Annotated in this window: 7 protein-coding genes; 4 read left to right on the forward strand and 3 right to left on the reverse strand. The window is 56.6% G+C overall.

The annotated features are described in order from the left end of the window. Positions 1-16: 16 nt before the first annotated feature. Positions 17-1,690, reverse strand: a complete 1,674-nt coding sequence (locus CEE69_RS16310) for a hypothetical protein (RefSeq protein WP_099261692.1) — start codon at positions 1,688-1,690, stop codon at positions 17-19. 362 nt (positions 1,691-2,052) lie between these two features. On the opposite strand from CEE69_RS16310, the gene CEE69_RS16315 reads away from it, so the two are divergent. Together CEE69_RS16315 and CEE69_RS16320 are read left to right on the forward strand one after the other, a co-directional pair. After that, entirely contained in the window at positions 2,053-4,380 is a 2,328-nt protein-coding gene (locus CEE69_RS16315; protein WP_099261799.1) for a hypothetical protein, read from the forward strand. Then, positions 4,377-5,753, forward strand: coding sequence for a lipopolysaccharide biosynthesis protein (locus tag CEE69_RS16320; protein ID WP_099261693.1), 1,377 nt, complete (start codon positions 4,377-4,379; stop codon positions 5,751-5,753). The genes CEE69_RS16315 and CEE69_RS16320 overlap by 4 nt, the downstream gene beginning before the upstream one ends. Before the next feature lie 22 nt (positions 5,754-5,775). Here CEE69_RS16320 and CEE69_RS32050 read toward each other — a convergent pair whose 3' ends face one another. Continuing rightward, complete coding sequence (locus CEE69_RS32050; RefSeq protein ID WP_143549270.1) at positions 5,776-5,994, reverse strand: hypothetical protein; 219 nt, start codon at positions 5,992-5,994, stop codon at positions 5,776-5,778. A 33-nt stretch (positions 5,995-6,027) separates the two neighbouring features. Between CEE69_RS32050 and CEE69_RS16325 the strand changes: the two genes are divergently transcribed. Further along, positions 6,028-7,773 carry a sulfatase-like hydrolase/transferase gene (locus CEE69_RS16325; protein WP_233215293.1) on the forward strand — a complete coding sequence of 582 codons (1,746 nt, stop codon included), beginning with the start codon at positions 6,028-6,030 and terminating at the stop codon, positions 7,771-7,773. 154 nt (positions 7,774-7,927) lie between these two features. Further along, a complete protein-coding gene (locus CEE69_RS16330; protein ID WP_233215294.1) occupies positions 7,928-13,792 on the forward strand; it encodes a DUF11 domain-containing protein in 5,865 nt (1,954 codons plus the stop codon). On the opposite strand, the gene CEE69_RS16335 is transcribed toward CEE69_RS16330, so the two are convergent. Continuing rightward, positions 13,763-14,311 (reverse strand): hypothetical protein, encoded by a 549-nt coding sequence (locus CEE69_RS16335; RefSeq protein ID WP_099261695.1) that lies wholly within the window; start codon positions 14,309-14,311, stop codon positions 13,763-13,765. The two genes, CEE69_RS16330 and CEE69_RS16335, sit on opposite strands and share 30 nt — an antisense overlap. Positions 14,312-14,358: the final 47 nt, after the last annotated feature.

Consider the following 14,358-nt stretch of genomic DNA (forward strand, 5'->3'; position numbering starts at 1 on the left):
TCGCTGCTTGGGGTTCTCACTGATCCACAAAGATGTGTTTTGGATTCACAGTGAGATACCAATCCATCCAAGCCCTTTCCGCCTTCCGAAGCTCGCCTTGGGTAGGCTTGTTAGGCATTTCGAAGCCTTCAAATTTTCGGCTGATAAACCGCAGCCCATCTCTCGCGTAACGACGAACTGAAAGGTCGGGGTCACTGAGGGCGTAAATCAGTGCAGGCACCACCCGCATCTCATCACTCTTGCCGAGCAATCGAGCGGCAACACGGCGAGCCTGATAGGACTGACTGCCTCGAACCAGCCGTTCCAACCGGTCCAGCTGAGCTCGCAGTTCCTTTGGATCCGTCGCCAACTGCATGTTCTCCGGCAACGACTTACCTTCGAGAGCTTCATTGCCATCGTCTTCGAGAGCCGAGAGCAAATCCAAAACCGACGCTCCAACAGGCTCTCCTTTGATCTGAGACCCTTCTCGGCGAATCTTGGTCGTGTCTTTTGGCAGGCCTTGCCCACCAGCCAAAGTACCGCTGCTGGCCGCCGCAATACTTCTCTGAGTACTCCGGATCAGAAACAAAATCGCGAAACAAGTTCCCGCAACCGACCCAGAGTGGTCATGGTCCTCAACACCCCAACCGCCCGACTTAGAATCTTGATAGCCGATTAGTTCGTCGACGCCCTGGTTGTACCAACTGGGACTCTCGTCGGGCTTCAAACCAAGTGCAATTTCCTTGAAGCTCTCGTAACGTTCCTGGGTGTACAGCTGATAGTAGTAGTAATCCTTTGCCTGCCGCTTGTACTCCTTGTTCGCCAAATATTGGTCGGAAGCCTTGATCGCACTGACGACCTTTTCGCTATTTACTGTGACTCCCTTGCGACGCTCGCTGTTGGCATCTGGAACGTACAACTTCACGGCTTTCGGGGCCCCCGGAAAAGCGGACATATCCGACCGACTGGCATCCCCCCAAAGTCGCAGTGCATCACCCGCGATCAGAATGCTGCTGCCACCCGCATACGCCATCGCCGGGTAGACATCCGTTTGCCGCATATTGGGCCGTCCTGCTCCTGGATCCTCTGCCTGATATGGCCAACCGCCGCCCGGGTCCTGAACCCGCAACAACCACTTTGCGCACGCCGCGACGCGTTTGTAATCCAGCGGAATCCCGGCATGATCCAGAGTCCAAATGGCGAGAACACCGTACTGCGTCTGTGAAATATCTCCGGTCTTGTGCCCGATGTAGCTGAAAGCGCCATTGGGGTACTGCAGCTCGTAGAGAAAACCCTGAAGCGTCTTCAGCTCCGACTTGTACTTTTCCTTGTCCACTTCCGCGAGCAACATGACGGCGACAGCGGTGGAGTACACCTCAAAACTGATGCCGGGCACGTTGCGTTTCCCGCTTCGGATCACTCCCACCATCGTCCGGGCCGCAGCGATGCCTTGCTGGACCACGCGAGCACTGGCGTCATGCTTCACTTTGAAGTGCGTGTAAGCAACAAGTGCTCGCTCCCCCAACCCACCGGCAAATCCGGCCGTCCCGTAGAGATAGTCCTTTTGGTCCGCGTTCTCCAGGTAGACCAACCCTCGGTCAACCATCCCCACAACCTGCGTATCAAACGGGGTGTAGGCGGAAGCAGAGTTCGCTTGAAGGCACATCGCAGCGAGACTTGCGAATGACCATAGAACAGTCCTGAGTATCATCTAAAGCCTTTGAGCGTTCGTGTGGTCGCAGACGATTGACTTGATCCTCCCCCACCCCAATCTTGAGCAAGGAGATCATTTTCCAACTTGGCCGACAAGCGCAGGCTCCACATACGTTCGATGTGCCCGCAGAGCCGTTGAAAAGTGGACCGAGTGAGTTTCACCAAGACTCGGAGTATAACGTACCAGCGTCATTTTCCGCAACGAAAAGCGTGCTTTTCTCGTGGCAGTGGGGTTTCTCTGAGACCTATCCCTGCCACAAATCCTGAGGTGAGGCGGATCAGTTCCCGCCGAACTGTCATCCAGCCTCCTTTGACCTCCCACACCGAACGGCGAAGACCGAATTGAAAGGAAACCGCATTTTGCGAAATGAACAAAGGGATGGTCGAGTTCCTTCGTTTCCGTGGATATCGCTCGCGACCGCCGTTCTGGCGATTGCTTCAGGCCTGCTCTGGTTGGTTCCCATCGAGATCATCGTGGATGCCATTTCCATCGGCGACGGAGAGTCCGCTCGGGTCCTGGCCAGCAAAATACGACAACTGCTTCTTCCTGGCTGTGCGATCGGACTGGTCGTTTCAGCGATGTCATGGACACTTCGATCCCGAGCGGAGGCGTTTTATCAGCACCGATTGCGTGCCTGGTTCGACGGGAGCATCGATGACCAGCCCGCAAATCAGTCGATCGCGAGTTTGTCACGATCAGAGCACCTTTTCTGGGCCCTGTGGAGCATTGCATCGGTTTTGGCGTACGACTGGCGAACTTTGTTTTGGGGATACTTCGAGAGCGACGACTATTTCATGGTCGGGGTCGCTCGCGACGGAAATTTCCCTGGTTCTTTGTTGTCAACTCACAACGACCACGTGCTCCCGCTGCTCCGCTTGGAGTATTCGTTCCTGTACGAAATATTTGCAACCAATCCCTTTGCATACAACCTTGGAGTCCTCCTTTCTTTCTCACTGATGCTCTACTCGGGCTGCATCCTTCTTCGAGAGTGCACCCTCAATCGAATCAGCACGTTTGTATTTCTATTCCTGTGCATCAACTGGTCCCTGTGGGGAGAGTTCACCGCAGGTTCTTATATCCTCCAGAAGTACATGCAAATCACCACCTGCGGTTTGCTGGGATGTTGGTCATGGATACGTTGGGAGAAAACTCAACGAAGAAGCTACTTCGCCGGCTGTGTGTTGGCAGTGCTGGTGGCTTGCCTCATGAATCCGAGTGGCTACTGGGTGCCATGTGCCGTCCTGGTATTTGCTGCGATGAGGTTGCTGTCACGCCCCGGTTCAAATTCGATTCGTGAGACATTCCGGGATGGCCGAGCGATTGCCTTCGCCGTCATCGGCGTTGTCGCGATTTCGATGGCGGTGTACCGCTTCGCATATTCGCTCCCCGGGAACGATGAGTTCTTAACGCTGACGGATGAACCGCTCACGCTCACCGGGTTTGCCCAGCAATTTTTTCTGTTTGTGTCGACGTTGATCGTCACCGTTTGTTTTCCGCTTCCTCACCACGTCGACAAAGTTGGTTTGCTGCTACCGTTCTTGCTTTCGGTCTCGGTCGCAGCGGCAGCGATCTTCATTTGTAGTTCCCGAGCTCTGACGCGAGAATTGAAAGCCACCACCCTGGCAATCATTTTGATCATGCTTGGAATCATCACCATGGTGTGTTTAGGTCGCCCAATTCCAGGCTTCGATTATATCGTCGCGGCAAAATACCTCGGTCCTGCGTACGTCTGGCTGTGTCTGACCGCGAGTTTTTGTGTCCAAGGTTTCTGGAATGCAACTTCCTCCAACAACCGCTTGCATTGGCGACTGACTCAGACGCTCGTCGGCTTCCTTGCCATTGCTCTCCTAGGGCATGGTGCGGTTGAACTAGGGGCTCGCGCTGAATTGCCATTCCTGGACCGCGATGTAAGTCGAAACGGCAAACTTCGCGAACAAATTCGGGAACGCCGGGCTGTCGGTCGGTTGAGAGACGAGGTGATTTCCCCCTTGGAGCAGGATTCGCCCGAAGACCTGCGTCTTCCGAACCTTTCCGGAGATGCGATCGCTCATGCACTTCCAGAACTTGCCTTTCCATGGGGAGAGCGCCCCTCGCTGCGAATGCTGGTGCCACTCCTTGAATCCCGTCCTCGTAGCATCGTTTGCGTACCGCTCGAGAACGATCCATCTCTGAAAATTCGCGACTCGATCTCTCCATCCTTTATCAAGCTCCTGCACACCAACGACCTCTTGCGAGAAATCGCGTTTACACCGTTGGAGATCGAATCCCGAAGCGTGAATGCTTCCGACGATGACGTTGCTTCGGACGTGAAGAGACAATCTCCAGATCAATCCCAACCGTTGAAGATCGTGTCTACGGATGAATCTTTGATGCTTCAGTCACCGAGCGGTTCCTGGGACCCGACTCGCTATCCGAACCTTCGATTACGAGTCCTCGGCCGCGAATCACTGAGCCTTCGTCTGGTCGTGCATGGCGAATTTGACACACGAGTTCACCACCAATTTTCGGTCGACCCCGCATCAGAACCGCAGATCGATTTGGCTTTATCAACACTACTGGAATACAGTTGCAGCAAAAACATTGCGTCTCTTGAATTGGCAGGAGCGGACCTTGGCAAACTAGCCTTGCAAAAAGCCTCGCTAGTTTCTGATCAGCGAGATATTTCCCCCGCGGATCAATCTCAATGACTGCTAGCACGCCGCCAGAACAACGCTCTTGGCCGCGCCGGGTGTTGAATCGAATGGAGGTCGACCGAGCGACTTTCTATGCTGTCGCAACACGGTACTGGCAATTCATATCTGGTCCCGTAACGCTTTGGCTGGTGGTTCAATTTTTCTCACCCGAAGTGCAGGGGTTTTACGTCACGTTTTGGTCGGTGATTGGACTGCAGATGTTCTTCGAACTCGCTTTCCCACAGACCATTGTCACAATGACCAGTCATTTATGGAGCCAACTGGATTTGGATGGACGTCTGAGTTTGGTGGGCGAGGCTGATGCGATCTCGAAGCTTACGCACCTGATGCGTATTTCGGTGGTGGTTCAGGTGCTGCTCGCGTCGCTATTTGCCATCATTGCCAGCGGTTTTGGCTTATGGTTTTTCGCGGATGACCCCTCCGCGGATTCACTCACGTGGCGTGCGCCGTGGTTGACCTTGGTGGGTCTCTCTTCCGTTGCGTTTGCCTTGATTCCGTTTTTGGCGGTGCTAGAAGGATGCGACCAAGTTCGTGAAATTCACAAGCTGAACTTGGTGCGAGGAATTGCGGGGAGTCTTGTGGTTTGGATCGCGATTCCGCTTGGGGCAGCACTTTGGATTCCGGCCCTGGCAACTGCGGTTCGCTTGATTTGTGAAATCGGTTGGATGCTTGGGAAGTACCCTCGGTTTTTCGCCGCTTTCGCGAAACGCCCGACCGGAGCGAAGGTGGCGTGGCGAAAAGAAATTTGGCCCTTCCAGTCAAAGCTGATGCTGAAAGGTTTCTTCAACTATTTCAATGCGGATGTCATGCTTCCGGTTTTGTTTCGGTACCAGGATGCTGTTGTCGCAGGGCAGTTCGGACTGACCTGGAACATTTTGCAATCCATGCGAATTGCCTGCTCGTCCTGGGTTCGCACCCGCGTTCCCCGATTCGGAATGCTGATCGCACAACGCGACTACAAAGAGTTGGACCGAGTCTATTTTCGCGTTGGGAAAATCGCGGCGGGATTGATGGCCGTGCTTGGAGCGGTGTTTCTGGTCGGAGTCCTTGGACTGGACTACTTTGAATTTCGCTATGCCCACCGTTTTCTCCCCGCAATGCCAACTGCGCTTTTGATCATCGGTTTGTGGACGGCACTGATTTTCGAGTTCCAATGGCTGTACCTCCATGCTCACGGAAAATCACCCTATCTCACACTGAGTTTGATCGCATGCTGCCTCAGCGGTTTGCTCATTTGGTGGGGAGGAATTCACTACGGTGCCATCGGCGTGAGCCTCGCCTTCCTATTCATGCAAGGAATCGTCTACCTGCCACTCTCCACCGTGGGATGGTTGCATCTGCGACGAAAATGGCACGGGGAAGACTGATGCCGAACATTGCTTTTGATCTTCAACCAGACGTGATGCGGCGAATGGTGATTTCGCTGGAGACCAATCGAACCCACATGGTTGAATCTGTTTCCCGAATGACCTTCGCCTGACAAGTCGAGCAAAGACGTTGCGATCGCCTTCTCCTTCCTCGCCCCGCGATCACGATCGAGCGTTGTGGCAGCAACTGTTGTGGGCCGTTTTCATCGGCTTCGCGGTACTGGCCACGACATGCGGACATCGGTTGGAAGTTCCACGAGACGCAGAAACGTCGATGGATCGTTTTGTCATCGCAGCTTGGAGAGTCTTCCAGGCTTTCGTTCCGGTCGCGGTGTTACTGCACGTCAGCCGTTTGAAAGGGTCATGGCGTCGATGGATCTCGGTTGCCATGACATCATGGTGGCTTTGGGTACTGGCTGACCTGCTGGTCTTTCATTGGATCGGCGTTCGTTTGATCTCCGCCGATGCTTGGAACTTGTTCTCAACACGAATACCTAGTTTGGTTCCCTATATCACCTTTGGAGTGATGCTTCGATGGGCGTTCGCGATCGCTGCATTGATTGCGATCGGATGGGCATGTTATCGGGGAACATTTGTCTTGGCTCAGTCACTCAGCCTTCCCAACAGGAACCTGAACGCTCTGGCCGCAATGTATGCGTGGTCGATCGGAATTTTGCTGACCGCGATTCCTGGCTTGGCGACTTGGTCCTCAACACGCGAAAACATGGTGGAGATGCCATCTCGCAACGCCTTTGGAGTCACCGGTTGCTTCGATCAAATCAGCCTTGGCATCAACACGAATCCACCGATGAACAGCACGGCTTCCCTGTTGACCGCGAACGACGTCACGAGACGTTTGCGAGGGTTTCGCTTCAATGCGATTCAGGAAACCGATTCGCAGCCGCCGGACATTCTCGTCGTTGTCGTCGAATCACTGCGGCCTGAATTGATTCATCCATCGATCATGCCAAACGTTCACGCGCGAGCGGAGCACGGATTGTGGATGCAAAGCCATCATTCTGGCGGCAACGCCAGCTCGTTGGGAATTTTCTCGCTGGTCAACGGTCTCGATGCGATCTGGTTCTACCTCTCTCAGGTTCGTTTCGATCCCGCAATGAACCGGCTGTTTCATCAAGCCGGATACGAACTGGGATTCTTCGGCGGAGCGGATGATTGGGACGCGTTTCAAATGGACGCGTTTATCAACTCGGATGCCTATGACACATTCCAAGTCGAGCCTCGCGACGGACTGAGCTCGGACCAACGTGCCATCCATTCAGCGCGAGACTTCTTGGCCGACACTCAGTCCGCCGGTACCAAATCACGGTCTCCACGTTTGGCGGTGTTGTATCTCTACGCCACGCACTCGCCGTTCTTGGTTGCACCCGAACACATACGAAATCTTCCCTCGGCGAGGGCGGACTACCCGCTGCCGTTTGGCCCTGATTCAAGGGACGCCGTTTGGAATCGCTATCGAAACTCAGCGAGAACGCTCGATTCCATACTTGCACCCTTGCTGGACGATCCACAACGACTCGTTGCGATCGTCGGTGACCACGGAGAATCCTTTCTCGACGATGGAACGATCGGCCATGGAACACGACTCTCCGCCGCTCAGGTCCGAACACCCGCAATCATCTTCGGTGGCAAGAGCGTTTCTCGCGAAGTTCACTTCAACACCAGCCATGCGGATCTGCTGCCGACGCTGATCTCTCTCGCTGGGATTCGCGTCAGTTCTCCCAGTTCGTTCGACGGAGTGGATCTATCAGCGGATACTCTGAGGCTGCGGACTATTGCGATCGCAGATTACCTGAGGCCTCAGGCACTGCTTCTCGAATCAGAGAGAGTCGATTCCGAAGTCTTTGGCGTGCAGTGTGAACTTTCGCTTCGACCGCCTCACGTTCAAATTCTTGGGCCAAAGGATGAGCGTGGAAACTCGCTGGCATCGCCGACGGGAACAGACAGCTCACGAATTCTGCACAGCTACTTGCGCGAGGGGTTTTCCTCGCGACTACCGTAGCTGCTTCGCAGGGGCAACCGCTCGTCGATAGCCATAGATGGGCCCGCGCCGTTCCAGCTCGGCATATCTTCCCCGCTTCACCCAGGCCGCTTATCTTCTCCATTCGTCGTGTGGTGTCACACACAGCTTGCCGGCCCCCAGAAAAGCATTGACGATGAGATTCCCCAGTCGCAAATCACGGACAGATTCCCGTTCAACAACTGGAAAGAACCGAGGACGGCGTCGATTGCTGCTGGAATCACTCGAAAATCGACGGTTGTTGGCGGTGGCTTCCGATTTGGTCACGATTCGGGGGCAGGTCACGGACAGCTTCATCGGGGGTGACTTTGAGGACGTCGCGTTGGACTTGTTCCGCGACGATGGCGACGGCGTGTTCGAGCCAGACGCTGACGACGTCGAAGTCAACATGGCCATGGCGGACCCCAGCGGGAACTACCAGTTCACTGGCGTGACCGCCGGTTCGTACTTCGTTTTCCAGCCCGCACAAACGGTCAACGGTCGTTCGCTACAACAACAGATCTCGCCGTTGATCACAGTGAACTCGACGCAAGTCGCCGGGCAAGCCTTCCAAACAATTGACTCATTTCAGACCACTCAAAGCGTCGAAGACACGGTCACCGACGGGACGCCGGTGACGTCCACTCAAGCCGCCGCTGAAGCCATCGGTGGCTCACGTGATTTGATTGTCGATAAAACGCAAGGTGGCACGGGCGACATCGGCACGATTGAGATCGGCGTCAACCAAGCGGTCTCACCCAACTTGCTCAGCTTCGACGCCAACGGGTTCGCCGACGGAAGCCGCTCGGTCATCTGGGACGGCGCGGGTGACGACGCCGCGACCGTTGACGACGATGGCTTGGGAGCGATCGATCTGACCAGCGGTGGTTCCGCGACCGGTCTGCGATTTGTCATCGGTTCAGTCACCAGCGGAACGGCTGTGATCCGGCTGTACAGCGACGATGGAATCGCGGGCAGCCAAACTCTGGTCAGTGAAGCCACTCTGACCATTCCCGCTCTGCCAACGCAGCCCACCTCGGTGGAATACATCCCATTCAGCGACTTCCAAGCAGTCAGCGGAAGCGGCGCGGACCTGACCCAAATCGGTGCGATTGAACTCGAAGTCAGTGGCGGCCCCGACTACGACGCGATCGCCGACCTGCTCGGCACCGTCGGCCCGACCATCATCGTCCAGAACATCGACAACGCTGGCGAAGCGGACTTGGAATTGACCAAGACCCTGATCACCACGGAACCAACGTTGAACGAGAACGTCGTGTTCGATGTCGTGGTCACCAACAACGGGCCTGATCCAGCAACCGGCATCGTCGTGACCGATCGAATTCCAGCGGGAATCATCAACACCACCGGTTCTGCCTCCACAGGAACCTTCACGCCCGGAACGGGACTTTGGACGATCCCAAGTCTGGCCGTGGGTGCTACAGCAACCCTGCGACTGACAGGACAACTGGACAGCTTGGATTCACAAACCAACGTCGCGGAAATCACGGCCGCCGAACAGCTCGACACGGACAGCCCTCGCGACAACAACGTGCTGGCTGACGACGATCAAGACGCCGCGACCGTGACCGCGACGCGAGTTGATTTGCAATTGTCCAAAGCGGTTTCCGACAGCCAGCCAAACGTTGGCGACGAGATCACGTTCACGCTGACGCTGCAAAACTCATCGCTCGACACCGCCACCGACGCGACGCTCAGCACAGCGACAGGCATCCTGGTGGAAGACCGCTTGCCCGCGGGATTGACGCTGATTGGCAACACGCCCAGCGCTGGAACTTCGTTCAACACGTCAACGAATCGCTGGTCGATCTCATCGCTCGACGTCGGCGGACTGGCAACATTGGAACTGGTCGCTCGCGTTGACCAAGCCGGTGACTTCACCAATGTGGCAGAAGTCTTGGCGGTCGCCCAAACGGATCGCGACAGCACACCCAATAACGACTTGATCGATGAAGACGACCAAGACGAAGTCCTCATCCAAACACCGGTCGCTGACCTCTCGCTGACGAAAACGGTTTCCAACGAGTCGCCCACGGTCGGCGAGAACGTGACCTTCACAATCACGGTCGACAACGAAGGGCCCAACAACGCGACAGGTGTTCAAGTTCAAGATCGCCTGCCAGCCGGATTGACTTACATCAGCGATGTGACCTCGTCAGGAACTTACGATTCAGACACGGGGCTTTGGATAGTCGGCGATGTGACCGCTCCCAACCCAGGTAACCCGATCCCGGCAATGCCAACCCTGCAGATCATCGCACGTGTCGACAGCCTGGGGATCAAGACCAACTCGGCCACCATCACCGCGTCGGACCAGAGCGACCCGGACAGCACTCCCGGTGCAGGTGCTTCCACCGAAGACGACACCGACTCCGCGACTTTGACACCCAACGCGATCGATTTGCAACTGACCAAAACGGTCACACCAACACGTCCCGAACCCGGCGACTCGATCACATACACGATCACATTGTCCAACGCCGAATCCAGCGCAGCGATTCCCATCACGACGGCGACCAACATCCAAGTCACCGACCTGCTGCCTGCCGGGCTGATTCTTCAAGACGCCCAAGTCACCGACGGCACTCATGTCGACGCCACGGGAACATGGACGGTCGATTCGCTGGCGGCAGGAGCAAGCGAAACGCTAACACTGACCTCGATTTTAGATCCCGGCCGCAGCGATCTGTTCGCGTCCATCACCAACACCGCCGAGGTCACACAAGCCGCACAGTTCGATCCCGACAGCACGCCTGACAACCAAGACGCCAGCGAAGACGATCAAGCGTCCAGCGTCATCACGCCCGCGCAAGCCGATTTGTCGCTCACCAAAACCGTCGACAATGCGAATGCGGACGTCGGCGAAAACGTGACCTTCACGATCACGGCTCGCCACGACAGCGGAGACCCATCGGGGCAGTTCATCGTCCTGGACTCGTTGCCCGCCGGACTGCAATTCGTCGAAGCCACCGCCTCGATTGGCACTTACGATGAAACCACCGGCCACTGGACCGTCCCGGAACTGGACGCTGATTCCGGCACCGCAGCTCCCTCGTTCGCAACGCTCGAAATCGTCGCAACAACACTTTCGCGAGGCACACTGACCAATTCCGCCGAGATCATCCAGGCCACGCTTCCCGATCCCGACAGCACACCGGGCAACGGATTGATCGACGAAGACGACCAAGCGGAAGCGAGCTTGCAAGCCGAACAAATCGATCTGGAACTGTTTAAAACCGTCGACAATCTCACACCAAGATTGGGCGAAACCATCCAGTACGAAATCGTCGTCCGCAACGAAGGCTTGGACACCGCAACGGGAGTCATCGTCGAAGAGAACTTGCCCGTCGGACTGACCTTCATCGATGCCACACCAACAACCGGCAGCTTCAACTCGTCCAGCGGTCTTTGGACAGTCGGCGAGTTGGCTCCCTCCGGCACCGCGACGTTGATCATCAACGCCAGCGTCAACAACAACGTGACCGCCGACTCACCGACAATCACCAACCGCACCGAAGTCATCGCGGCCGGACAAGTCGACTCGGACAGCACGCCTGACAACAACGAACCGACCGAAGACGACCAAGCCAGCGTGACCGCGCGTGTCGAGTTCATCGATTTGTCGCTGGAAAAGACCGTCGACAACCCGGCTCCCAACGTCGGCGATCGTGTCGCTTTCACAATCACATTGACCAACGATGGCGAGACCGCGACCACGCGAGACACGGCGACCAACATCGTCGTCCGCGACTTGTTGCCCGCCGGCATGACCTACGAATCGAACTCGCTCAGCGACGGTTCCTATGATTCCGACACGGGCGAATGGACCATCGATTCCTTGGCCGATGATGCCACCGCGACGTTGACCCTGTTCGCAATCGTCGACCAAGTCGGAACGCAAACCAACACCGCCGAAGTCGCATCCGTCGATCAAGACGACATCGACTCGGCGCCTGACAACAACGTCGCCGCAGAAGACGACCAAGCCAGCGCAAGCATCACCACGCCGGTGATCGATCTCTCGCTCACACAAACCGCTTCCCCCCAGCGTCCCGCGATCAACGGCGAAGTCACCTTCACGCTGACGCTTCGCAACGATGGTCCCGACGACGCGACCGGAATCATCGTTCGTGACTCGCTGCCGGATGGATACACCTTCACATCCTCTTCGCCCGCCGGTGCATTCAATTCCGCAAGCGGACTATGGACCGTCGGCGATTTGGCATCCGGTGAAGAAACCACGCTGGAACTGACCGGCACCATCGGTGACGTGGAAACACTCGAAAACCGAGCCGAAGTGATTGCTGCCGATCAAGCCGACCAAGACAGCGTTCCTGACAGTGGGTTAGATGATGGCGAAGACGACACCGCCGCCGCGATCGTCACGCTCGCTAGCGCCGACCTTTCACTGACCAAGACCGTCGACAACGCCTCGCCCAACTTTGGCGATGCGGTCACCTTCACGATCACCGTTCGCAACAGCGGCCCAGACCCAGCGACCGGAATTCGCGTCCGAGACTTCTTGCCCGACGGAATGGACCTCACCGACCAAACCACATCCGACGGCACCTACTCGGCCGTCACCGAGATCTGGATGATCGATGAAATCGCATCCGGCCAAACCGCGACACTGACATTGACCGCGAATGTGAACTCCGAATCGTTGCAAACCAACGTGGCAGAGATCATGGCCAGCGACCAACGTGACCCTGACAGCACGCCGGGCAACGGCGACGCCGATCCAGCCGAAGACGACCGAGCCTCGGTGGACGTCCAAGCACAACTGATCGATCTCGCGCTCAGCAAAACAGTTGACGGCACGCGTTTTGACTTGGACGATCCCGTCGAATTTGAATTGACCGTTTCCAACACGGGCCCGACGACAGCCACCAACGTCGAGATCGCTGACTCGTTGCCCGCCGGGCTGATCTTTGTCTCGTCATCGACCGACGACGGAGGCTACAACCCGCAGTCGGGCACTTGGTCGATCCCGAGCATCCCCAGCAACGAATCGGTCACGCTGACGCTGAACGCATCGGTCAACCAAGACGCCGTCACCGACGACATCCTTCGTGACGGCATCACCAATTTCGCGGAAGTCATCTCCGCCGACCAACCCGATCGCAACAGCGTGTTTGGAAACGGGGACGTCAACGAAGACGATGCCGACTCAGCGATTTTGATGATCGCTCGTGCCGACTTGTCGTTGAGCAAGTCCGTCGACATTTCCAACCCCAACCGCGGCGATACGATTCAGTACCTCGTCACGGTCACCAATGCCAACAACGATCCGGCAACGAACGTTGTGATCCGAGACATCTTGCCAGGTTCATTGAACTTCCAAGATGCAACGCCAACGCAGGGCACGTTCGATGCTCAAACGGGCCTGTGGACCTTGACGCAACTCGATCCCAACCAATCTGCGACACTGCAAATCAACGCCTTCGTTGAACAGTCCGGTGCGGTGACCAACGTTGCCGAGATCATCGAGTCCGATCAAATCGATCCCGACAGCACACCGGGCAACGCCGATGGCGACGAAGACGACCTGGCATCCGTCGAAGTCACACCTCAAGTCGTCGACGTCAGCGTCACCGCGGCGGTGGATAACCTGGAACCCGAGGTCGACGACATCATCACGATCACCTTGACGGCGGCCAATGCCGACAGCGTTTCCGATGCCACCGGCGTTGTGATTGAATCGTTGCTGCCCGATGGATTGACGCTGGCACCACCGGCTTCACCGCAGCAAGGATCTTATGACCCAGCGACGGGTCAGTGGAACATCGGCCCCTTGGCGTCCGGTGCAAGCGTCCAATTGGTTTTGACCGCACGCGTCGACACTCGCGGGTTGAAAACATTGAACGCCGAAGTCACCCAGACCGATCAGTTCGATGTCGACAGTGTGCCAGGGAATGGAGATCCAGACGAGGACGACCAAATCGCACTCGAGATCCGAGCCCCACGTGTCCTATCCAAGCGGTTGTTTTTGTCTCGCTGAGGCGATGCCACAACCGCTGCATGACGAACACCCGCCGCCGCATCCACCAGCGTCGGCGGTGCCGCATCCCGGGCCACATCCGGTCTGCATCAAATCACTCAGCTCAATGCTCTTGACTTCGGCTTCGTAGCGGCGAACGATCGCATCGGTCAGCTCGCGGCCAAGAGCATCCGGTTCCCCTAAAAAGTGCAGCACCAGCGTCCCGCCGTCGAACAATTGATCGACGTCCAACAACACCGCTGAAGATTCGCTCTCCGCCAAAATCGCTTGGCATTCGCGAACCGCGCGAACCTTGTGCCGCTGCAAACGCTCGATCAGAAGATCATCGTTGTGTGTGGTCGGCCGGAGAATTTCCAGTGTGGTTGGTGTGTCACCATCCTCACAAACGGATAGTGTTTCGGCCAATTCCACCCCGCGAGGCGTCCGCACCAACACACGTCGACCACGTTCAATCCGTCGCTGGGCACGAGCCAGATAGATTTCCCCCGCGAAGCCGATTCGAACATGGTGCGTTATCATGAGGCTCAGTCTAGCTACCCGGCGCGACGTCGTCGTCCCCAACTTGC

The sequence above is a fragment of the Rhodopirellula bahusiensis genome, assembly GCF_002727185.1.
GTDB classification, from domain to species: domain Bacteria; phylum Planctomycetota; class Planctomycetia; order Pirellulales; family Pirellulaceae; genus Rhodopirellula; species Rhodopirellula bahusiensis.

Bases quoted from the DNA above. Each gene is read 5' to 3' on its own strand.
- CEE69_RS16325 (WP_233215293.1), top strand. From the start codon at position 6,028: ATGGATCGTTTTGTCATCGCAGCTTGGAGAGTCTTCCAGGCTTTCGTT.
- CEE69_RS16330 (WP_233215294.1), top strand. From the start codon at position 7,928: ATGAGATTCCCCAGTCGCAAATCACGGACAGATTCCCGTTCAACAACT.
- CEE69_RS32050 (WP_143549270.1), bottom strand. From the start codon at position 5,994: ATGTCCGCATGTCGTGGCCAGTACCGCGAAGCCGATGAAAACGGCCCA.
- CEE69_RS16335 (WP_099261695.1), bottom strand. From the start codon at position 14,311: ATGATAACGCACCATGTTCGAATCGGCTTCGCGGGGGAAATCTATCTG.
- CEE69_RS16320 (WP_099261693.1), top strand. From the start codon at position 4,377: ATGACTGCTAGCACGCCGCCAGAACAACGCTCTTGGCCGCGCCGGGTG.
- CEE69_RS16310 (WP_099261692.1), bottom strand. From the start codon at position 1,690: ATGATACTCAGGACTGTTCTATGGTCATTCGCAAGTCTCGCTGCGATG.